The 19,218-nt window shown below is 63.2% G+C and carries 17 protein-coding genes; 6 read left to right on the top strand and 11 right to left on the bottom strand.

Annotated features, from left to right (window positions below; translation table 11 throughout):
- The first annotated feature begins 96 nt into the window (after window positions 1-96).
- The 3 genes from R0J92_RS10760 (at window position 97) to R0J92_RS10770 (ending at window position 2,870) form a co-directional block, all read left to right on the top strand.
- Complete coding sequence (locus R0J92_RS10760) at window positions 97-1,839, top strand: sugar phosphorylase (RefSeq protein WP_411051669.1); 1,743 nt, start codon at window positions 97-99, stop codon at window positions 1,837-1,839.
- Between the two features lie 194 nt (window positions 1,840-2,033).
- Window positions 2,034-2,291 (top strand): YjhX family toxin, encoded by a 258-nt coding sequence (locus R0J92_RS10765; RefSeq protein WP_106163834.1) that lies wholly within the window; start codon window positions 2,034-2,036, stop codon window positions 2,289-2,291.
- 84 nt (window positions 2,292-2,375) lie between these two features.
- Window positions 2,376-2,870 (top strand): N-acetyltransferase, encoded by a 495-nt coding sequence (locus R0J92_RS10770; RefSeq protein ID WP_317385407.1) that lies wholly within the window; start codon window positions 2,376-2,378, stop codon window positions 2,868-2,870.
- Window positions 2,871-2,897: 27 nt separating this feature from the next.
- Here R0J92_RS10770 and R0J92_RS10775 read toward each other — a convergent pair whose 3' ends face one another.
- The 6 genes from R0J92_RS10775 to R0J92_RS10800 form a co-directional block, all read right to left on the bottom strand.
- Window positions 2,898-4,124: a glycosyl transferase gene (locus R0J92_RS10775; protein ID WP_411051670.1), complete on the bottom strand. Its 1,227-nt coding sequence runs from the start codon at window positions 4,122-4,124 to the stop codon at window positions 2,898-2,900.
- Window positions 4,117-4,896: an HAD-IIB family hydrolase gene (locus R0J92_RS10780; RefSeq protein WP_106163831.1), complete on the bottom strand. Its 780-nt coding sequence runs from the start codon at window positions 4,894-4,896 to the stop codon at window positions 4,117-4,119. Before R0J92_RS10780 ends, R0J92_RS10775 begins: the two co-directional genes overlap by 8 nt.
- A 409-nt stretch (window positions 4,897-5,305) precedes the next feature.
- On the bottom strand, window positions 5,306-5,905 hold the full coding sequence (locus R0J92_RS10785; protein ID WP_411051671.1) for a sarcosine oxidase subunit gamma: 600 nt from the start codon (window positions 5,903-5,905) through the stop codon (window positions 5,306-5,308).
- Window positions 5,898-8,849 (bottom strand): sarcosine oxidase subunit alpha family protein, encoded by a 2,952-nt coding sequence (locus tag R0J92_RS10790; protein WP_411051672.1) that lies wholly within the window; start codon window positions 8,847-8,849, stop codon window positions 5,898-5,900. The genes R0J92_RS10785 and R0J92_RS10790 overlap by 8 nt, the downstream gene beginning before the upstream one ends.
- Window positions 8,846-9,151 carry a sarcosine oxidase subunit delta gene (locus R0J92_RS10795; protein WP_411051673.1) on the bottom strand — a complete coding sequence of 102 codons (306 nt, stop codon included), beginning with the start codon at window positions 9,149-9,151 and terminating at the stop codon, window positions 8,846-8,848. Before R0J92_RS10795 ends, R0J92_RS10790 begins: the two co-directional genes overlap by 4 nt.
- Window positions 9,152-9,187: 36 nt before the next feature.
- A complete protein-coding gene (locus tag R0J92_RS10800; protein ID WP_411051674.1) occupies window positions 9,188-10,438 on the bottom strand; it encodes a sarcosine oxidase subunit beta family protein in 1,251 nt (416 codons plus the stop codon).
- A 98-nt stretch (window positions 10,439-10,536) separates the two neighbouring features.
- Between R0J92_RS10800 and R0J92_RS10805 the strand changes: the two genes are divergently transcribed.
- The 3 genes from R0J92_RS10805 to R0J92_RS10815 all read left to right on the top strand — a co-directional run bounded on the left by R0J92_RS10805 (window position 10,537) and on the right by R0J92_RS10815 (window position 13,976).
- On the top strand, window positions 10,537-11,514 hold the full coding sequence (locus R0J92_RS10805; RefSeq protein ID WP_411051675.1) for a GlxA family transcriptional regulator: 978 nt from the start codon (window positions 10,537-10,539) through the stop codon (window positions 11,512-11,514).
- Between the two features lie 62 nt (window positions 11,515-11,576).
- Window positions 11,577-12,263, top strand: coding sequence for a fumarylacetoacetate hydrolase family protein (locus R0J92_RS10810; protein WP_317385413.1), 687 nt, complete (start codon window positions 11,577-11,579; stop codon window positions 12,261-12,263).
- A gap of 291 nt (window positions 12,264-12,554) precedes the next feature.
- Complete coding sequence (locus tag R0J92_RS10815) at window positions 12,555-13,976, top strand: alkaline phosphatase D family protein (protein WP_411051676.1); 1,422 nt, start codon at window positions 12,555-12,557, stop codon at window positions 13,974-13,976.
- A 165-nt stretch (window positions 13,977-14,141) separates the two neighbouring features.
- Here the strand turns inward: R0J92_RS10815 and R0J92_RS10820 are convergent, their stop codons facing one another.
- Genes R0J92_RS10820 through R0J92_RS10840 form a run of 5 tightly spaced genes read right to left on the bottom strand, consistent with a single transcriptional unit; the run spans window position 14,142 to window position 19,116 of the window.
- Window positions 14,142-15,617 carry a mannitol dehydrogenase family protein gene (locus tag R0J92_RS10820; protein ID WP_411051677.1) on the bottom strand — a complete coding sequence of 492 codons (1,476 nt, stop codon included), beginning with the start codon at window positions 15,615-15,617 and terminating at the stop codon, window positions 14,142-14,144.
- Window positions 15,617-16,387: an L-iditol 2-dehydrogenase gene (locus tag R0J92_RS10825; RefSeq protein ID WP_411051678.1), complete on the bottom strand. Its 771-nt coding sequence runs from the start codon at window positions 16,385-16,387 to the stop codon at window positions 15,617-15,619. The genes R0J92_RS10820 and R0J92_RS10825 overlap by 1 nt, the downstream gene beginning before the upstream one ends.
- A complete protein-coding gene (locus R0J92_RS10830) occupies window positions 16,384-17,391 on the bottom strand; it encodes an ABC transporter ATP-binding protein (RefSeq protein ID WP_106163822.1) in 1,008 nt (335 codons plus the stop codon). The genes R0J92_RS10825 and R0J92_RS10830 overlap by 4 nt, the downstream gene beginning before the upstream one ends.
- A gap of 12 nt (window positions 17,392-17,403) precedes the next feature.
- Window positions 17,404-18,234, bottom strand: coding sequence for a carbohydrate ABC transporter permease (locus tag R0J92_RS10835; RefSeq protein ID WP_106163821.1), 831 nt, complete (start codon window positions 18,232-18,234; stop codon window positions 17,404-17,406).
- Window positions 18,235-18,249: 15 nt separating this feature from the next.
- Window positions 18,250-19,116, bottom strand: coding sequence for a carbohydrate ABC transporter permease (locus tag R0J92_RS10840; RefSeq protein WP_106163820.1), 867 nt, complete (start codon window positions 19,114-19,116; stop codon window positions 18,250-18,252).
- Window positions 19,117-19,218: the final 102 nt, after the last annotated feature.

Raw genomic sequence — 19,218 nt, forward strand, 5'->3', positions numbered from 1 at the left:
CGATGGCGCGGCTAGGCTGAGGCTCAGAGGTCTTTGAGCGAAGCAATTGAAGGCAAAGCGGAAAATGATCCGCGCGCAGCCGGAGGAGGGTCGGACATGGTGCAGCGCAGCGCGTCTTTCGGGGGTCGTCTGACACGGCTCCTGCAGCAGATCTATCCTGAGCTGGACAGCGAGATCCTGGGCTCCCAGGTGGTGGAGGCGTTCTGGCCGCAGGATACGCACCGACGCAAACGGCCGCGCACGCCGGGCAACACGCTCTGGTCCGAGCGGGATGCGCTGCTGATCGCTTATGGCAATTCGCTGGTTGATGGCAGTCACAAGCCACTGGATCTGCTGCATGATTTCCTGCTGACCCATATGCAGGGGGTCGTGGACGGCGTGCATATCCTGCCGTTCTTTCCCTATACATCGGACGATGGGTTTGCGGTCACTGATTATCGCAAGGTCAATCCGGAGCTGGGCGACTGGGCCGATATCCGGCGCATTGGCGGGGCGTTTCACCTGATGTCGGACATGGTTCTGAACCATGTCTCCTCGCAAAGCCCATGGTTCAACGCCTACCGCCAGGGGCAGGCGCCTTTCGACGGGTTTTTCTACGAGGCCAGCCCTGAGCAAGACCTGTCGCAGGTGGTGCGGCCCCGCACGACTCCGCTGCTGCAGGCGGTGGAGACGGCAAACGGGGTGAAACACGTCTGGTGCACCTTCAGCCACGATCAGGTCGATCTGAATTTCGAGAACCCGGAGGTGCTGCTGGAAATCCTGCGCATCATCCGGCTGCATATCGACCAGGGGGTGCGGATCATCCGGCTCGACGCGGTGGCCTTCATCTGGAAACAGGCCGGCAGCCCCTCGATCCACCTGCCAGAAACCCATGCCATCGTGCAGCTTTTGCGCTTGCTGGCGGATTACGCGACCGAGACGGTGGTGCTCTTGACCGAGACCAATGTGCCGCGGGCGGAGAACCTGAGTTATTTCGGCAATCGCAACGAGGCCCATGTGGTCTACAACTTCCCGCTGCCGCCGCTGATCCTGCATGCGATGCTTGCGGGCTCGGCGCGGTTTTTGCTGAAATGGGCTCGGGCGATGCCACCAGCGCCACTGGGCTGTGCCTATCTGAATTTCACCGCCAGCCACGATGGGATTGGCATGAGGCCGGCCGAAGGCGTGTTGCCGCAGGCGGAGATCGATCAGATGATTGAGTGTGTCAGGGAGAGCGGCGGTCTGGTCTCCATGCGGTCGCTACCGGATGGCGGAGAGGCGCCCTACGAGGTGAATTGCACCTATTTCGATGCCATGTCGCGCACCCTGCAGGGGGCGGATGATATGAAAGTTGACCGCTTTATCTGTTCCCAGACCATTCCGATGAGCCTTGAGGGCATTCCGGCCTTCTACATTCATGCGCTTCTGGCGACACCAAATGACCATGACGCAGTGGCGCGGCGGGGGATGAACCGGGCGATAAACCGGCACCGCTGGGATTATCCGGCGTTGTGTGAGCGGCTCCAGGACGCGCAGACGGAGCAGTCACAGGTGCTCTCGGCATTGTCGGAACGGCTACGCCTGCGGGCGCAACAACCGGCGTTTCATCCCAATGCGACGCAGTTCACCCTGCAGTTGGATGACCGGGTGTTTGCCCTCTGGCGGCAATCGCTGGACCGGGCGCAATCGATCTTTGCCCTGCACAACGTCAGCGCCGATGGGGTGATCCTGCCGCCGGGGGCGCTGAACCTGATCGAAGGGGAGGACTGGCAGGATCTCCTGTCGGGCGAGGGCGTGACCTGGGACGCGGAAATCACACTTGCGCCCTATCAATGCCGCTGGATTAGCAATCGGGCTTGAGAAGATTGCCCGCCTGCGATGGGGCTGCTAAGCACGGGGAAATGCCCCTCCAGACAAGGGAATTGTTGATGTTGGAGATTGCAACCACCTGCTGACGGTTTCGGTATTCCCGGAACCTGTCGCACCCGCGGAACGCGCGACGCCTCTGCGCGCGCGTGGCGGTTTTGACGTGGTTCAATCACAGGCAGACTTCAATGAACATCTCGAAACACGAACAGCGCGTGCTGCACGCGCTGGCGCAGGGCGGGCGTATTCTCTATGAGCGCGCGCCAAACGGACGGGTCACCGAGGTGACCTGCGTGACCCGTGACGGGTTGATCCTCAGCAACTGCACGCTGGAGATCTTTCGGCGGCTGAAGCGCAAACGGCTGGTCGAAAGCCGGATGTCCAGCCCTTATCAGATTTCCGAAAAGGGGCGCCGATCAGTGCGTTCACAGGCCGACAATCGATGACCAAGAGGGCGGGTGCGAGGGGGAACCTCTCGCGCCCCCCCCCCAGGATTATTTTGAGTTGGAAAACATGAAAGGAGGATCGGTTTGATCATTCGAGACGAACAGGCCAAGGATGCGGATGCAATTCATGTGGTGACGGAGGCGGCGTTTGCCGGACATCCCCATAGTGACGGCAGCGAGCCGGGCATTGTTGCGGGATTGCGGGCCGCAGGCGCATTGACCCTCTCGCTCGTGGCGGAGGAGGCGGGCGCGGTCGTGGGCCATGTGGCCTTCTCGCCGGTTACCATTGATGGGCGCGATCTGGGCTGGCTGGGGCTGGGTCCGATATCAATTCTGCCGACAAGACAGGGACAGGGGATCGGCTCCGCGCTCATTCATGAGGGGATGGCGCGGCTTACGGGACGCGGCGACCGGGGGATCGTGCTGTTGGGCGAGCCTGCATTTTACGCGCGCTTCGGCTTTGCCTGCCACAGGGGCTTGGTGTTGCCCGGTTTGCCCGCGAGCTATTTTATGGCGCTTGCCTTGCAGGGTGACGTGCCGGAGGGCGTCGTCGCCTATCACCCGGCCTTTGGCATCTAAGCGCGCTACGCCCCGCATCACCCCGGATTATACCGGGGCGTAATCCGCGTCATCGGCCAGGGCTGCTGCCTTCAGATCGCCCAGAAAGCTCGGATTGGCCGAGTGGATGCGGTTCCAGTTGGGGATGAAGGGTGTTTCATGCGGGTTCTCGAGAAAGACCTGCCCCGCTGTCATGATATTGTTGGCGAACATCTCGATCATCTTCTCCTCGCCGTGGCGGTCCATCTCCAGCCCGTTCATGATGGCGTCATGGGAATAGGCTTCCAGCAGATCCAGCGCGGAGCGATAATAGGTCGCTTTCAGGGTGCGGAAGACATTTGGCGTGAATACGGTGCCATCGGCGGCCAGCTTGCGGAAGATCGCCTTGCAGATGTCGGTGGACATGCGGTTGAGACCGGCGCTGGCGTCCTCGGGGCTGAGGCTCTGATGCTTGTGGTCGTAATTGTTGGCGATCTCCACCTGGCAGACCGCCTTTCGCCCGAGGTTGCGCCAAGCCTCCGACAGCACGCCGATCTCCAGCCCCCAGTCCGAGGGGATGCGCAGGTCCGGGAGCAAAGGCATGCGCAGGGCCATTTCGCCCGACAGCGGATAGCGAAAGCTGCGCAGGTAGTCGATGTAATCGCGATCTCCGATGGTGCGTTTCAGGGCGATCAGCAGCGGCGAGACCAGCAAGCGGGAGACCCGGCCATTGAGCTTGCCATTGCCGACGCGGGCATAGAACCCCTTTGACAGCTGATAGGAAAACGCCGGATGCGCCACCGGGTAGACCAGCCGGGCCAGCATGTCCTTGGAATAGGTGGTGATGTCGCAATCATGGATCGCCACAACCGAGCTTTCGGCCTGGGCCAGCAGATAGCCGATGCAGGACCAGACGTTCTTGCCCTTGCCGGGTTCCGGCGGCGCGAGGCCCTGTTCCGCCAGCCGGTCCCCCAATGCCCGCATCCGCGGGCTGTCGTTCCAGATTACCCGGTGGCTCTGGGGCAGGGAGGCGAAATACTGACGCGCGTGGCGATATTCCTCCTCGGTGGCGCGATCAAGGCCGATGACGATGTGATGCAGGTAGGGGACTTTCGCCAGCTCATCGAGGATATGGCGCAGGGCTGGCCCTTCGAGTTCGGAATAGAGACAGGGCAGGATGAGTGAGATCTTGCGAGTCTGGGCAAAAGTCGAAAGCTCGTATTCTAGTTCTTCCACCGGGCGGCAACGTAGATCGTGAAATTGGGCGATATTGCCGTTTTGGTGGAAATCAGCCATGCGCGGCGGCTCCTTTTTGAGTGAAGTTCAATTCGTCGAGTATCTGCAACATCGCGTCGTTCCAACCGGTGGGCCCGGCAAGCGTGGTGCGCAGGATGTGAGGGTAATTGGCCAGACCGGGTAGATCCGGGCTGTGGTCATTGCGCACCACCACGCCGCGGTCAGCGGTGGCGATCATTTCAATGTCATTGGGGGCATCGCCAAGCGCGACGGAATAACTGGGTGCATAGGACCGGCACAACTGCTGCATCTGGTCTGCCTTGGTCGCGCCGAACGAGAGTGTCAGGAAGCGCCCGCCCCGACGCGCAGTGATGCCTTGACGCGCGAGAGCGGCAAGGAAGCCTGCGCTTTGATGGGCGTCGCCCTGCCACACTCCGGGTTCGCTAAACTGGCGGGTCTTGGCGCGGGCAGCATCGACCATGCTCAGCCCCGTCTCGGCGCTCACCTCTGATACGCTCATGTCGCCAAAACCGCGAAAGGGCGCGCCCAAGCTTCGCAAAACCTCACGGATGGCGCGGTAGTCTGCATCCTTTGAGCCGATGTACGCAGGCGATAGGCAGGCTGCCCCGTTCTCTACGATCATCGGCGTGTCCTCCAGACCAAGCGCCTGATGCAACGGCAGCATTTCTGCGGCAGTTTTTGAGCTGGCGAGGATTAGAAGCCCGCCGCGTGCCTTTATGTCCGCGATGGCCGGAAGCGCGGGTGTATAATCATAAGTGTCATGGTCCAGCAAAGTGCCGTCGAGATCGCTGAACACGAGTAACTGGATCATGGTGTGCCTCGTTGAAAGACTGTGCCATTTCTTGATCCTAGGTCGTCAGCAACCTGAGGCAAACGTCCCGACCATGTGTTTTACGCTGAATGGGGCATATCAGGTTAGGTTGCGTGTTTTTTGTGCGAATTTTTTGCTCTCTCTGTTCGACGAAGGGACCTGAACAAGGCGACCCGCAGCAATACTCTCAAGGTCGCGGGTATCTTCGGGTGACCACAGGGGCATGGTGGCGCATATCTTCATCAGATCCGAATTTCAGGCCTGAAAAGAGTGTTTGCGTTGCATGCTGAACAGCGCGCGGGTTTGTTCGAAGAAAGGCCCCGCGCCGGCAGAAGGTAGCTCTGGGGCGCAGGGCCCAGGTGTCCCCGGGGAAGAGTGCTCTTGGGGATCCGTCGGTGCAATGCGCCGTTCAGCTGGGCGTGGCAAGCGCCGCCGCGCTCCTCATTGCGGTGGTCACGGCGTGATGCAGCGACAGTGCAAAGGAGCGGGCGACAAGAATGTCGTAGGACTGGTCGTGCTGCCGACACAACAGGACAACATTCATATGCTCCAGAAGCAGGCGCTGGGCGCTGCCGTCCGGCATCTGCGCAAGGTCCGCCATCACCAGCCGCTCCAGCACCCGGCAGACGCGGGGCCCGCTCAGGTTGAAGACAACCCAGCCGTCGTTCTGCTCCGTCACGGAGGCCATGTCTCCCAGCTCCGTCTTGAGCTGTCGGGCGAGGTCTTCCTGCTGTGTGTGGTCCGCCATCACGAACCACTGGTTTTGTGCAGTGCCAAAGATGTCGTGGTCTTCGCCCTGCGCCAGCTGCCCGAGTGCGACGGCGCCGCCGACGCGCGATGCGAGCCTGTCGGCGACCTGTTGCGGGTCTGCGGCGCGCGCGGCAACGGAGGCCAGGGCGCGGTCCGGGCGCTCTGTCAGCGTCCAGGGGCCGAGGCTGTCGAGGCGGGCTGTGGTGGCGCCGAACGCGGTGCGGGCGGACAGGCGTGGTTTGGGGCTGGGATCAGGCACGCAGACGCTCTCCTTCGGGATCGATGAAATGGGGGCTGACCACACGGGCGATGAAAGACTGGCCTTGCAGCGGGTTGGCGACGGTGACGGTCTCGCCCAGCCGGTCCTGCCCACGGGCAAGAAAGCCAAGCGCGATGGATTTGCCTAGATGCGGCGAGTAGGCGGCGGATGACAGCCAGCCCTCGCTGGCGCCGGTAGGGGTGGCGGTCTTGGCATAGAGATGGCTGCCAGCGGGCAGATCGTTGCCGTCGAGCGCTTCGAACCCCACCAACCGCAGCCCGTCCGGGGCATTCAACCCCTCGCGCCGCGACAGCACAGCGCCGATTGAGTCCTTCTTCGTGGAGACCATGCGGCCCATGCCAAGGTGATCGGCCGAGGTCTGGCCGTTGAGTTCATTGGCGGTGGCGTGGCCCTTCTCGATCCGCAAGACCCCAAGCGCCTCGGTGCCATAGGGTGTGACGTCGAACTCTGCGCCCTGTGTCATCAGTTCGCGCATCAGCGCGTCGCCATAGCGTGTGGGCACCGCGATCTCATAGGCCAGCTCACCGGAGAAGGAGATCCGGAACAGCCGCGCGCGCAGCCCACCGCAGATGGTGATCTCGCCGCAGCCCATGAAGGGAAAGGCGGCGTTGGAGATGTCATGCTCCGGGTCGACGAGTTTCTGCAGCAGTTTGCGGGCGTTTGGCCCTGCCACCGCGTATTGCGCCCAAGCGTCGGTGGTGGAGATCAGCTGCACGTCCATTTCCGGGCACAGGCACTGGCGCACGAATTCCATGTGGCGATAGACCGGCCCGGCATTGGCGGTGGTGGTGGTGACCACGAAGTGATCCTCGGCCAGCCGCGCGGCGGTGCCATCGTCCTTGGCAATGCCATCCTCGCGCAGCATCAGGCCATAGCGGCATTTGCCCACCGGCAGTTTCGCAAATCCGTTGGCGTAGATCAGGTTGAGGAACGCTGCAGCGTCCTTGCCCTGCACGTCGACCTTGCCCAGCGTGGTGACGTCGCAAACACCGACGGAGCTGCGCACAGCAAGGACTTCGCGATCGACGGTCTGGCGCCAGTGGCTCTCGCCGGTGCGCGGGAAATACTGCGCCCGGAGCCACAGACCGGCCTCGACAAAGACCGCGCCCTGTTCCTCGGCCCAAGCATGCGAAGGCGTGCGGCGGGTGGGTTTGAAGTCCTTGCCCGCCGAACGCCCGGCCAGCGCACCCATGGCGACGGAGGTATAGGGGGGGCGGAAGATGGTGGTGCCGGTCTCGGGGATGCTCTGACCGGTCATCTCCGCCATCACCGCAAGCCCGCCGAGGTTGGAGGTCTTGCCCTGATCGGTGGCCATGCCAAGGGTGGTGTAGCGCTTGAGGTGTTCGACGGAGCGAAACCCCTCCTGATGGGCGAGCTTCACGTCCTTGACGGTGACGTCATTCTGCAGGTCGAGCCATTTGCGCCCCTTGCCGTCGGCGACATACCACAGCGGCGCGAGGTCATAGGCGCCATCCTCTGCTTTGGGGCAGGGCAGCGGCGTTGCGCTGAGGCCAAGCGCGTCGAGGGCGGCCACGGCGCTGTCGATGCCGGATTTGAGCGCGGCGGCGGTGGAGAACCTGCCCGCGGCCGCACCGGCAACATGCATGCCCTGCGGCAGGCTCTCGCCGGGGACAAAGCTGGCGATATGATCGTCCCAGACCGGGCGGCCGCGCTGGTGACAGGTGAGCGAGACATGGGGGTTCCAGCCGCCGGAGACACCGAGCGCGGCGCAGCTCAGATGTTCGGTGCCACCATCGGCGCGCCGCAGGGTGACGCCGGTGAGGCCCAGTTTGCCGGTGGTGTTGATGACCTGTGCGCCCGTGAAGAGAGGGTAGTCGCCAAGGGCGGGGGCGCTGGGTCGGCTGTCGACCACGCCGACAACATCCACTCCCAGCGCGGCGAGATCGCGTGCCGTGCGGTGACCGTTGTCATTGTTGGTGAAGACCGCAACGCGCTGCCCCGCCGCCACCGCCCAGCGGTTGGCATAGGTGCGCAGGGCTCCCGCCATCATAACGCCGGGGCGGTCGTTGTTCTGAAAGGCGATCTGGCGCTCGGTGGCGCCCGCACAGAGGACGCTCTGACGGGCGTAGATCCGCCACAGCGTCTGGCGTGGTATCTCGCCGGTGGGTGCGGCAAGGTGATCGGCATTGCGTTCAAGCGCGCCGTAAACCCCGTGATCAAAGGCAGCCAGCACGGTGGTGCGGCGCATCAGGCGCACGTTTGCGAGGCTCTGTAGCTCTGCAACGGCCTGCGCCGCCCAATCTGCGCCGGACTGACCGTCGATCTCCTCGACCTCGGCGTTTAGGCGGCCACCCAAGGTGAAATCCTCATCGGCGAGGATCACCTGCGCGCCGCTGCGCGCAGCCGTCAGGGCGGCGGCGAGGCCTGCGGGGCCGGCACCGATCACCAGGAGGTCGCAGTGCCGGAATCCTTTGTCATAGGTATCCGGATCGGCCTGCATCGACAGCGAGCCGAGGCCTGCGGCGTGGCGGATGATGGGCTCGTAGACCTTTTCCCAGAAGGCGCGCGGCCACATGAAGGTCTTGTAATAGAATCCCGCGGTCAGGAAATTGGAGAACAGATCGTTCACCCCGAGCGCATCAAAGGTTAGCGAGGGCCAGCGGTTCTGGCTCTGCGCGCTGAGGCCGTCGTAGAGCTCCGCCACGGTGGCGCGGGTGTTGGGTTCCTGCCGCGCGCCGCTGCGCAGCTCAACAAGTGCGTTGGGTTCTTCGGAACCGGCAGAGATCACCCCGCGCGGGCGGTGATACTTGAAACTGCGGCCCATCAGGCGCACGCCATTGGCCAGCAGCGCAGAGGCCAGCGTGTCGCCGGGGTGGCCTTTGTAGCTCTTGCCGTCAAAGGTGAAATCCAGCGTCCGGCTGCGGTCGATCTGACCTCCGGAAAGGCGGTTTTGCTGGCTCATGCGTCGGCTCCCTTGTCTGCGGCGGCCCGGCGGGCAAGCACCACGTCGCGGGCCAGTTCGGCGTTCAGGATCTCATGTGTGTTGGTGTCGCGGGTGACGACCAGCCAGGAGCGGTCACCTTGTTCGTGGAACCACAGTTCCTGGTGCTGACCTGCCGGGTTGTCGCGCAGATAGGCATAGGCGTGGAAGTCCTCTGCCGCCGTTGCGGTCCCGGGGTCGGGGCGGTCCAGCAGGCTGGCATCGCCGAGATAGGTGAACTCCTGCGCGTCGCGGGGACCGAGGAGCGGATGGGGAATGATCATGAGGGCGGGTCCGTTGTGTCGGTGTCGCGGGAAGGGTCAGTGCAGGTTCGGCTGTGCGCCGACACCCTTTTCATCGATCATGTGACCGTTCAGGAAACGGTCGAGCCGATAGGCTTGCGCGGTCTCATGCGGCTGATCGGTGGCGAGAAGATGGGCAAAGGCAAAGCCGGATGCGGGCGTCGCCTTGAACCCCCCGTAGCACCAGCCGCCGTTGAAAAAGAGCCCGTCGATATGGGTGCGGTCGATGAAGGGGGAGCCGTCCATCGACATGTCCATGATACCGCCCCACATGCGCAAGAGGCGCGCGCGGCCCAGCATCGGCATTAGCGCCATGCCGCCCTCGGCGACGTCCTCGACCACGGGCAGGTTGCCGCGCTGGGCGTAGGAGTTGTAGCCGTCGATATCGCCGCCAAAGACCAGACCGCCCTTGTCAGACTGACTGACGTAAAAATGTCCGGCGCCAAAGGTGATGACGCCGGGCAGCACTGGTTTCAGCCCTTCGGAGACAAAGGCCTGCAGCACGTGGCTCTCGATCGGCAGGCGCATACCGGCCTTGGCCATCACGCGTGACGAATTACCCGCCACTGCGACGCCGACCTTGCCCGCGCCGATATAGCCGCGCGAGGTTTCGACCCCCTTGATCCGGCCCTCTTCGATGCGAAATCCGGTGACCTCGCAGTTCTGGATGATGTCGACGCCATGCTGGTCGGCGGAGCGGGCATAGCCCCAGGCCACTGCATCATGACGCACGGTGCCGCCGCGCCGATGCACCAGCGCGCCCTTGATCGGGAAGCGCGGGTTGTCAAAGTTGAGGAAGGGCGCTTCCTTGCGGACCTGGTCGGTGGTCAGCAGTTCGGCATCGGAGCCTTGCAGGATCATCGCATTGCCACGGCGGCGAAAGGCATCGCGCTGGGCGTCACTGTGGATCAGGTTCATGATGCCGCGCTGGCTGACCATGGCGTTGTAGTTCAGGTCCTGCTCCAGCCCCTCCCAGAGTTTCAGCGAAAACTCGTAGAACGGCTCATTGCCCGGCAGCAGGTAGTTCGAACGCACGATGGTGGTGTTGCGCCCCACGTTGCCGCCGCCGATCCAGCCCTTTTCCAGCACCGCGATACGGGCCTTGCCGTAGACTTTCGCCAGGTAGTGGGCGGTCGCAAGCCCATGGCCGCCGCCACCGATGATCACGTAGTCATAGGCGGGCTGCGGATCCGGGTCGCGCCAGGCTTGGGTCCAGCCCTTGTGGCCGGTCAGGGCCTCCCAGGCGATGCGAAGCGCGGAATAACGCATGTCTTTCTCCAGGTCGTTTCGCGAGAGTGTAGCAGCGGCGGCAGGCTTGACTTTTCTGATGTGGACTAATTTTGTCCCATTTTGGACGGCGGGTTGTGATGCAGGCAGAAACGCAGACAGAGACACGGCGCTACGGGTTCTTTTTGGTCGAAGGTTTCGCCCTGATGTCGGCAGCCTCGGCGGTGGAGCCCTTGCGCGCAGCAAACCTGCTCAGCGGCGCGGCTCTCTATGATCTGCGCTTCCTGTCGCGCGACGGTGGGCCGGTGCGGGCCTCCTGCGGGGCCATTTTCGAAACCGACCCGATCGCAGTCGGACCGGTGCCGGATCTGGTCTTCGTGATCGCGGGGGGCAATCCCTTTGCGTTTGAGGACCGGGGGGTGCTGGGCTGGCTCAGGCGTCTAAGCGCCGAAGGGGTGCCACTGGGCGGGATCTCCGGCGGGGCAGCGGTTTTGGCGCAGGCGGGAGTGATGCAGAACCGCCGCTTCACCGTGCATTGGGAGCATTTTGACGCCCTGCGTGCGCGGTCAGACGACTTCCTGATGGAGCGGCGGCTCTTTGTGATCGACCGGGACCGCTACACCTGCGCCGGTGGGGTGGCGCCGCTGGACCTGATGCATGCGCTGATCCGCTCGGACCATGGGGCGCAGTTGGCAACGCAGGTGAGCGATTGGTACATCCACACCGGCATTCGCGACGCAGATGCGCCGCAGCGCTCGGACGGGGCTGCACCGGACGAGTTGCACCGTGCGGTGGCGTCGGCATTGGCGCTGATGGAGGCCCATCTGGCCGATCCCCTGTCGATGGAGCAGCTGGCGCAGCTCACCGGTCTCAGCCCGCGCAGCCTGCAGCGGCAGTTTGGGGCCGACATCGGCCAGCCCCTGATGCGGCACTACATGATCCGACGGCTGGAGAAGGCCGACGAGCTGCTGCGCCAGACCCGACTGCCGGTTGGCGAGGTGGCGCTGGCGACGGGGTTTGTCAGCCAGGCGCATTTTGCAAAATCCTACCGCGCGCAGTTCGGCGGCAGCCCACGTGACCGCCGGGCTCAACTTGGCTTGAGGCATCTTTCCGGCTGAGCTTGGCGCGGGGTGACAGAGCGGCTATCACCTTGAACAACAACAAGTGAGAGGATCGCGCCATGAATGATTATGTCATTGCCCCGCCGCCACAGGCCAGCCTTCCGGTGCAGGGCAGTGCGGCCCTGTTTCCGGTGCGGCGGGTCTATTGCATTGGTCGCAACTACGCGGCGCATGCGGTGGAAATGGGCCATGACCCGGATCGCGAGCCGCCGTTCTTCTTCCAGAAGACACCGGATAGCCTCGATGCCTCCGGCCGCTTTCCCTATCCCGTGATGAGCAGCGATGTGCACCACGAGGCAGAGCTATTGGTGGCACTCGGGACGGGTGGCAGCGATATCGCCGAGGCAGATGCGCTGGCGCATGTCTGGGGCTATGGTCTGGCGCTGGACATGACCCGCCGGGACCTGCAGGGCGTGGCCAAGAAGGCCGGGCGCCCGTGGGAGATCGGCAAGTCCTTTGAAGCCGCCGCGCCTGTGGGGCCCCTGTGCCCTGTGGCCGAGGTCGGCCATCCCGATGCAGGGGCGCTGACCCTGACGGTGAATGGCGAGACGCGCCAGCAGGGGGATCTCAACCAGATGATCTGGAAGGTTCCGGAGATGATCGCGCATTTGTCCCGCTATTACACGCTGGCCGCCGGTGATGTGATCCTGACCGGCACGCCGTCTGGTGTCGGCCCGGTTGCGCGCGGTGATGTGATGGAGCTGACATGCGCGCCATTTCCACCGCTTCGGGTCGATGTGGTCTGACACCTGCGAATGCGACGATGCTGTGCGTCTGTTCGAACACAGCGGATGACGCAGGAAAGCCGTGAACAAAACCGGCATAGCAGAGTTGAGATCTCGACCAGAACGCGCAGATGCGCTCTGTCGTGGCATGTGGGGACGTTCCTATTGGAGCGATACGGATCCGGTAGATGAAACCACTGGGGATAAACGATAGATTTACGACCTGTCGAACCTCCGTGGGTTATATCAGCCTGATGAACTGCCTATGTCTGACCGAGCCTGATGGGCGCATGATTGCAGTATGAGGGGCATATGACTTCAGAATTTAGCGCGGCGCGGCTTGGGCCCATTCTCTACTATCGCGGGCTTGAGGAGGACCGGTTGAAGCTGGCGGCCATGGTTCTCTTGCCCATCGGTGAGACCCCAGACCTGCTCTACGCGGGTGATGACACATATGAGCCGAAACTGCTGCGCGAGGTTGGCCGCAATGCGATCTGGCGCTTTGATTTTCACCTGTCGCAATCAGCAGGCGGTTACCGACTGGGCGATGAGACCTATGAGGTGCAGACAGAACTGACCGGCGACATTCGGATCGCTTTTGCCTCCTGCAATGGCGAGGAAGAAGGTGATCTGGATCGCGATCAGGAAGAGCGCAACAAGATGTGGGCGCATATGTGCAACGAGCACCGTCGCGCGCCCTTTGCATTGCTGTTGCAAGGCGGAGACCAGATCTACGCCGATGAAGCCACGCAGGGGCATCCACTGAGCGAGGACTGGCCTGACAAGGTGCACCGCCCCAGCACTGCAGAAGAGCTGGAGGATCTGGCAGACCACCTGCGCCAGCGGTTCGCCGAGCGTTACGTGCAGGCCTTGTTCGGGGACGCGCCGGCATGGATCATGGCCCGCGTGCCGACGCTGGCGATCTGGGACGACCACGATATCTGCGATGGCTGGGGCTCGCTCTATCGTCGCAAGACCCATTCGGAGGTGGGGCAATGTCTGTTCCGCGTCGCGCGCGAGATGTATTTGCTGTTCCAGCATGCGGCAGTTGAGGCGGATATTCCCGACCTCTTCCTCGACAAGACCGGCACATCTTTGTCCTGGCAGCGGGCCTTGCCCGGGGTGCAGTTCTTCGCACCGGATCTGCGGGCGGAGCGGGGACGGCGGCAGGTCATGGGCGCCTATGGCTGGTCTGCGACAGAGGCGGTGCAGCCGGGCGAGACGCATACTTTCCTGATCTCCAGCACGCCGCTCCTTGGGCCACGGTTGTCACTGGTGGAGCGGTTCATGCTGGTGATCCCGACCATGCAGAAATACGAAGATGACTTGCGCGATCAGTGGCAGAGCCGTGCCCACCGGGCCGAATGGGCCCGGATGCTGAAACAGGTTCTGAAGTGGCGTAAAACCGCCCCGGTCACGGTGCTGTCCGGGGAAATCCATCTGGCCACACGTGCCGAAATGGGCACCGGTGAGACGCGCATAAACCAGCTGGTAGCCTCCGGCATTGCGCATCGCGCCCCGCCGCAAAGCTACGCACGCAGTCTGGGGGCGCTTGCGGGGCTGGGCGATGCGCCGGTGCCCGGGCACCCGATCCGCATCCATCCACTGCCGGGACAAAAACACCGCTATGTCGCTGAGCGGAACTATTTGGAATTGTGCCGAACAGACGGAAAATGGAGCGCCATCTGGCATCTGGAGGAAAGCGGCGATACCGCTCCGATGGCGCTGGAATAGACGGTCGATACCGCGAGGGTTTTGTGAACCTGTGCGGGGGCGCGCGATTTGAGCGATACCGGCGCGCAGCCCCATGCGCACCAGCGGGACATCTCGTCTACCCGCCAGTGCGAAAAATACATCGCTAACAAAACCAGTGCGAACAATCACCTGCGGCGCTTGGCGCTACGGGCGACCATAGCTCTGCAAGGCGGCGCGGACGCCTTGGGTCCAGATCATGCGCAACCAAACGTCGAACCGCTCAACAAATCGCGGCTCTGTCGAAACGCTACCATAAAGCCCGGTATGTACGAGCCAGCTGCGCGGATCGTCTCGTGCAGCGCGTGCGATAACGGCCAATTCGTCCCAACGTGGATCATTGGCTTCGATGGCGCTGCCGTCCTCGCGCGTGCCAGCGCACATACGCGCCCACAGCGCCTCTACCAGTGCAAGGCCATCAACGGACCCGCCCGCCGACAGCGCTTCTCGCAGGATCGGCAGGATGAACCCGGTGTGACGCGAAGAGCCGTCAAAGGCGACGCGGCGGGTGGTGTCGCGGATCGCCGGGTTGGAGAAGCGTTCAGCGATCAAGGAGACATACTGCGCAGGTGCGATCCCCGGCACCGCCTTCACATAGGGGGCGATCTCCTCGGTCTGCACCTTGTGGAACAGGGCGGAGATATCGGCGTCTTGCATGCAGTCGGCAATGGTGACGCAGGACAACAGCTCCCCGGCGTTGGCGATGACCTGATGGCCCGCATTCAGGATGCGGATTTTCATGGTCTCATACTCATGCACCGCATCGGTGAAGATTGCGCCAACCTTGTCCCAATCGGGGCGACCGGCGCAGAAGTCATCCTCAGTCACCCATTGGCGATAGGGCTCATGGGTGACCGGCGCGCTGTCGGCGATGCCGAGACTTGCGGCGCGGGCGATCTCTGCCGGGCCGGTGGCGGGCACGATGCAATCCACCATCGAGTTGGGAAAGCTGCACTGCGCGCCGATCCAATCCGCCAGATCGGCGTCAGTGGCCCGGGCCAGACCCAGCACGGTCTGCCGGGTGATCGTGCCATTGCCCTGCAGGTTGTCGCAGCTTTGCACAGTGATCGGCCCATGCCCGGCCGCGCGACGATGCGCAAGGGCTGCGGCGATCGCGCCAAAAGCGGTGCGGGGGCTGGCCGGGTGCAGGATGTCGTGCTGCATGTCGGGGTGATCGGCGGCAAAGCCACCGCTGACCGCATCCTGATAATAGCCGCCTTCGGTCACGGTCAGGGCGACAATCCGGATCTCGGGTCGGCTCAGCGCGGCGATCAGCGCGCCATTGTCAGCCTCTATCGGCAGGTAGTCGACCATCGCGCCGACAACCTCGGCGCGGGCGCTGTCTGGCGACAGTTCGATCAGCGTGGTCAGGCAATCCTGCGCCAGCAGACGGTCGCGCATGGCGGCATCATAAGGGCGCACGCCGGCGCCGACGATCGCCCAGTCCTGCGCCAGTCCCTGTTGCATCAGACGGTGCAGATACCAGGATTGATGGGCGCGGTGGAAATTGCCAAGTCCGATGTGGACAATGCCGGGGCTCAGCGCGGAGCGGTCATAGGTCGGGCTGGCGATCTCCTCGGGCAGCTGGCCAAGGGTCGCGTTCGAGAGGGGCAGCGCAGTCATCAGCTCATCCAGTTTCCGCCGTCGACATTGTAGGTCTGGGCGACCACGTAGTCGGCCTCTGCGCTGGCGAGGAAGATGGCCATGCCGGTCAGATCCGCCGCCGTGCCCATGCGGCCATAAGGCACCGCCTCGCCGACCTCGCGTTTCTTCTGGCCGGGGGCCTTGTTCTCGTATTTGGCAAAGAAGGCATCCACCCCGTCCCAATGTTCGCCGTCCACCACGCCGGGGGCGATGGCGTTGACGTTGATGCCATGGGCGATCAGGTTCAGCCCGGCGGATTGCGTCAGGCTGATGATGGCCGCCTTGGAGGCGCAGTAGACCCCGACAAGCGCTTCGCCGCGCCGTCCGGCCTGGCTGGCCATGTTGATGATCTTGCCACCGCCGCCGCGTTCGACCATGTGCTTGGCCACCGCCTGCAGGGTGAAGAGAGTGCCCGCCACATTGATCTCGAAGGCGCGATTGTAGTCCGCGCGGTTGATTTCGATGATCGGCGCGGCGGTGAAGATCGCGGCGTTGTTCACCAGAATGTCGATGCGCCCCAGCGCCTCCACCGTCTGGGTCACCGCGCTGTCGATGCTCTCCTGCCGGGTCACGTCCATCTCCACCGCGACGGCGCCGTCGCCGATTTCCGCCGCGGTCTGGCGGGCGCGCTCGGTGTCGATGTCGGCAATGGCCACGCGCGCGCCTTCACGCACGTAAGCCTCGGCAAAGCTGCGTCCGATGCCACGCGCGGCGCCGGTGATCAGCGCTGTTTTTCCGCTCAGTCTCATGCGTCGATCCTCAGGCCCTTGGTGTCAAATCGGTGCAGCATGTCGGTGCGCGGGGTCAGATACACCCGGTCGCCATGCTTGAAACCCACTTCGCCGTCAGCGCGCACGGTGATGGTCTCCGCAAGGCCGGTTTCGTGGATGTGGAAGAAGGTGTCGGAGCCCAGATGCTCAGAGACACCGACCACACCGGACCAGGCTCCCTCGCTGCCGCTGATTGTAATATGCTCCGGGCGCACGCCGATGGTGTGACAGTCATACTTCGCGGCCTCTTCGCCCTCGATGAAGTTCATCTTGGGCGAGCCGATGAAGCCCGCGACAAACAGATTGCGCGGCGCGCGATAGAGGTCGAGCGGGCTGCCGACCTGCTCGATATGGCCCGCACGCAGCACCACGATCTTGTCGGCCATGGTCATCGCCTCGACCTGGTCGTGGGTCACGTAAACCATTGTGGTTGCAAGCTTCTTGTGCAGTTCGGAGATCTCCATCCGCATGCCGACGCGCAGTGCCGCATCAAGGTTCGACAGCGGCTCGTCAAACAAGAAGGCCGAGGGTTCGCGCACGATGGCGCGGCCGATGGCGACCCGCTGCCGCTGCCCGCCCGAGAGCTGCCCGGGTTTGCGGTCCAGATAGTCGGTGAGGTTCAGCGCCTTGGCGGCGGCGTCGATGCGGCGGTCCTGTTCCTCTTGCGGCATGTTGGCCATCCGCATCGGGAAGGCGATGTTCTTGCGCACCGACATATGCGGGTAGAGCGCGTAGGATTGGAACACCATCGCCAGCCCGCGTTTGGCTGGCGGAACCATGGTGGCATCATTGCCGTCGATGCGGATCTGGCCGGAGGAAACGTCCTCCAGCCCCGCGATCAGTCGCAGGAGGGTGGATTTGCCACAGCCCGAGGGGCCGACAAAGACGGTGAATTCGCCGTCCTCGATGGTCAGGTCCAGCGGCGGGATGACCTCTGTTGCACCAAAGCTTTTGGTCACCTTGTCGAGTGTAATACGTCCCATAAGTCGTCGTCCTTATTTCACAGCGCCGAAGGTGAGGCCGCGCACAAGTTGTTTCTGGCTGAACCAGCCGAGGATCAGGATCGGCGCGATGGCCATGGTGGAGGCCGCGCTGAGTTTTGCGTAGAACAGGCCCTCGGGGCTGGAGTAGCTGGCGATGAATGCCGTCAGCGGCGCCGCCTGGGCTGCGGTCAGGTTCAGGGTCCAGAAGGCCTCGTTCCAGGCGAGGATGATGTTCAAGAGCAAGGTGGAGGCGATGCCAGGAATGGCCATCGGCGTCAGCACATAGAGGATTTCCTCTTTCAGGCTGGCCCCATCCATGCGGGCGGCCTCCAGAATTTCGCCGGGGATTTCCTTGAAATAGGTGTAGAGCATCCAGACGATGATCGGCAGGTTGATCAGCATCAGCACGATCACCAGTCCGGCGCGGCTGTCCAGCAATCCCATCCGGATGAAGATCAGGTAGATCGGATAGAGCACGCCTACGGCAGGAAGCATCTTGGTCGAGAGCATCCACAGCAGGATGTCCTTGGTCCGTTTCGAGGGCACGAAGGCCATCGACCAGGCGGCCGGGACCGCGATGATGATGCCAAGAACGGTGGAGCCGCCGGCGATGATGATCGAATTCCACAGGAACCGCATGTAGTTGGAGCGTTCCTGCACAACGGCATAGTTTTCCAGCGTCCAGTCGAAGAACAGGAACAAGGGCGGGTCATTGATCGCCTGCGCCTCGGTTTTGAAAGAGGTCAGGATGGTCCAGAGGATCGGAAAGAAGATCACCAGACCGACGGCCCAGGCGGCGATGGTGTTGATCGCCTTGCGTTGCGGGGTCACGGAGCGTGCCATGTCGCAGGTCCTCCCTTACGTATCGAGGTTCTTGCCGACGATGCGCATCAGGAATGCGGCAACGATATTGGCAAGGATGATGGCGTAGACACCGCCGGCGGATCCGAGGCCGATGTTCTGGCTTTCCAGAACGCGCTGAAAGATCAGGTAGGTGAGCGTCCGGGTGCCAAAGGCGCCTTGGGTGGTCACGAAGATCTCCGCGAAAATCGACAGCAGAAAGATCGTCTGGATCAGCACCACGACGGTGATCGCCCGGCCCAGATGCGGCAGCACGATGTAACCGAAACGGGCGAGGGGGCTTGCACCATCCATTTCGGCGGCTTCCAGCTGTTCGCTGTCCAGGGATTGCATCGCGGTCAGCAGGATCAATGTGGCAAACGGCAGCCATTGCCAGCTGACGATCAGGATGATCGACGGCATCGAGGCTTCGGAGAGCCAGGAGATCGGCTCGGCGCCAAAGAATTTCCACAGATGGGCAAACAGGCCGTTCACCGGGTCCATGAAGATGTTCTTCCAGACCAATGCGGACACCGTCGGCATCACGAAGAACGGCGCGATGACCAGGATGCGGACCACACCCTGACCCCACATCGGCTGGTCCAGCAACAGCGCCAGCAGCACGCCAAAGACCACCGTTATGGCCAGGACACCGCCGACGATGACAAGCGTGGCCTGTACGCTGGGCCAGAATGTGGAGGAAGATACAAAGCGGACGTAATTGTCGAACCCGACCCACCCAAGATCGCCGCCGCGCAGGGGCAGGTACTTCTTGAAGGAAAAGATCACGGTCATCGTCAGCGGTACGAGCATCCAACCGAGGAGCAAGATGACGGCCGGGGCCATCATGATGCGCGCGGCAGAGCGGGAGTGCTGGGTTGCCATGGAGGGCCTCATCAGTGGACGGGCAGCGCCGTCACGAATACGATGTTGGAAAAAAGAGGCCGAAGACCGCAATGCGCGCGATCTCCGGCCCCGGGGAGGAGG

The organism is Tritonibacter sp. SIMBA_163, from assembly GCF_046535935.1.
Lineage (GTDB): Bacteria > Pseudomonadota > Alphaproteobacteria > Rhodobacterales > Rhodobacteraceae > Epibacterium > Epibacterium scottomollicae.

Excerpts from the sequence above, each read along its gene's own strand:
- R0J92_RS10840 (WP_106163820.1), bottom strand. The coding sequence starts at position 19,116 with ATGGCAACCCAGCACTCCCGCTCTGCCGCGCGCATCATGATGGCCCCG.
- R0J92_RS10805 (WP_411051675.1), top strand. The coding sequence starts at position 10,537 with ATGCAGGCAGAAACGCAGACAGAGACACGGCGCTACGGGTTCTTTTTG.
- R0J92_RS10830 (WP_106163822.1), bottom strand. The coding sequence starts at position 17,391 with ATGGGACGTATTACACTCGACAAGGTGACCAAAAGCTTTGGTGCAACA.
- R0J92_RS10810 (WP_317385413.1), top strand. The coding sequence starts at position 11,577 with ATGAATGATTATGTCATTGCCCCGCCGCCACAGGCCAGCCTTCCGGTG.
- R0J92_RS10815 (WP_411051676.1), top strand. The coding sequence starts at position 12,555 with ATGACTTCAGAATTTAGCGCGGCGCGGCTTGGGCCCATTCTCTACTAT.
- R0J92_RS10760 (WP_411051669.1), top strand. The coding sequence starts at position 97 with ATGGTGCAGCGCAGCGCGTCTTTCGGGGGTCGTCTGACACGGCTCCTG.
- R0J92_RS10835 (WP_106163821.1), bottom strand. The coding sequence starts at position 18,234 with ATGGCACGCTCCGTGACCCCGCAACGCAAGGCGATCAACACCATCGCC.
- R0J92_RS10795 (WP_411051673.1), bottom strand. The coding sequence starts at position 9,151 with ATGATCATTCCCCATCCGCTCCTCGGTCCCCGCGACGCGCAGGAGTTC.
- R0J92_RS10790 (WP_411051672.1), bottom strand. The coding sequence starts at position 8,849 with ATGAGCCAGCAAAACCGCCTTTCCGGAGGTCAGATCGACCGCAGCCGG.
- R0J92_RS10825 (WP_411051678.1), bottom strand. The coding sequence starts at position 16,387 with ATGAGACTGAGCGGAAAAACAGCGCTGATCACCGGCGCCGCGCGTGGC.
- R0J92_RS10775 (WP_411051670.1), bottom strand. The coding sequence starts at position 4,124 with ATGGCTGATTTCCACCAAAACGGCAATATCGCCCAATTTCACGATCTA.
- R0J92_RS10800 (WP_411051674.1), bottom strand. The coding sequence starts at position 10,438 with ATGCGTTATTCCGCGCTTCGCATCGCCTGGGAGGCCCTGACCGGCCAC.
- R0J92_RS10820 (WP_411051677.1), bottom strand. The coding sequence starts at position 15,617 with ATGACTGCGCTGCCCCTCTCGAACGCGACCCTTGGCCAGCTGCCCGAG.
- R0J92_RS10780 (WP_106163831.1), bottom strand. The coding sequence starts at position 4,896 with ATGATCCAGTTACTCGTGTTCAGCGATCTCGACGGCACTTTGCTGGAC.
- R0J92_RS10765 (WP_106163834.1), top strand. The coding sequence starts at position 2,034 with ATGAACATCTCGAAACACGAACAGCGCGTGCTGCACGCGCTGGCGCAG.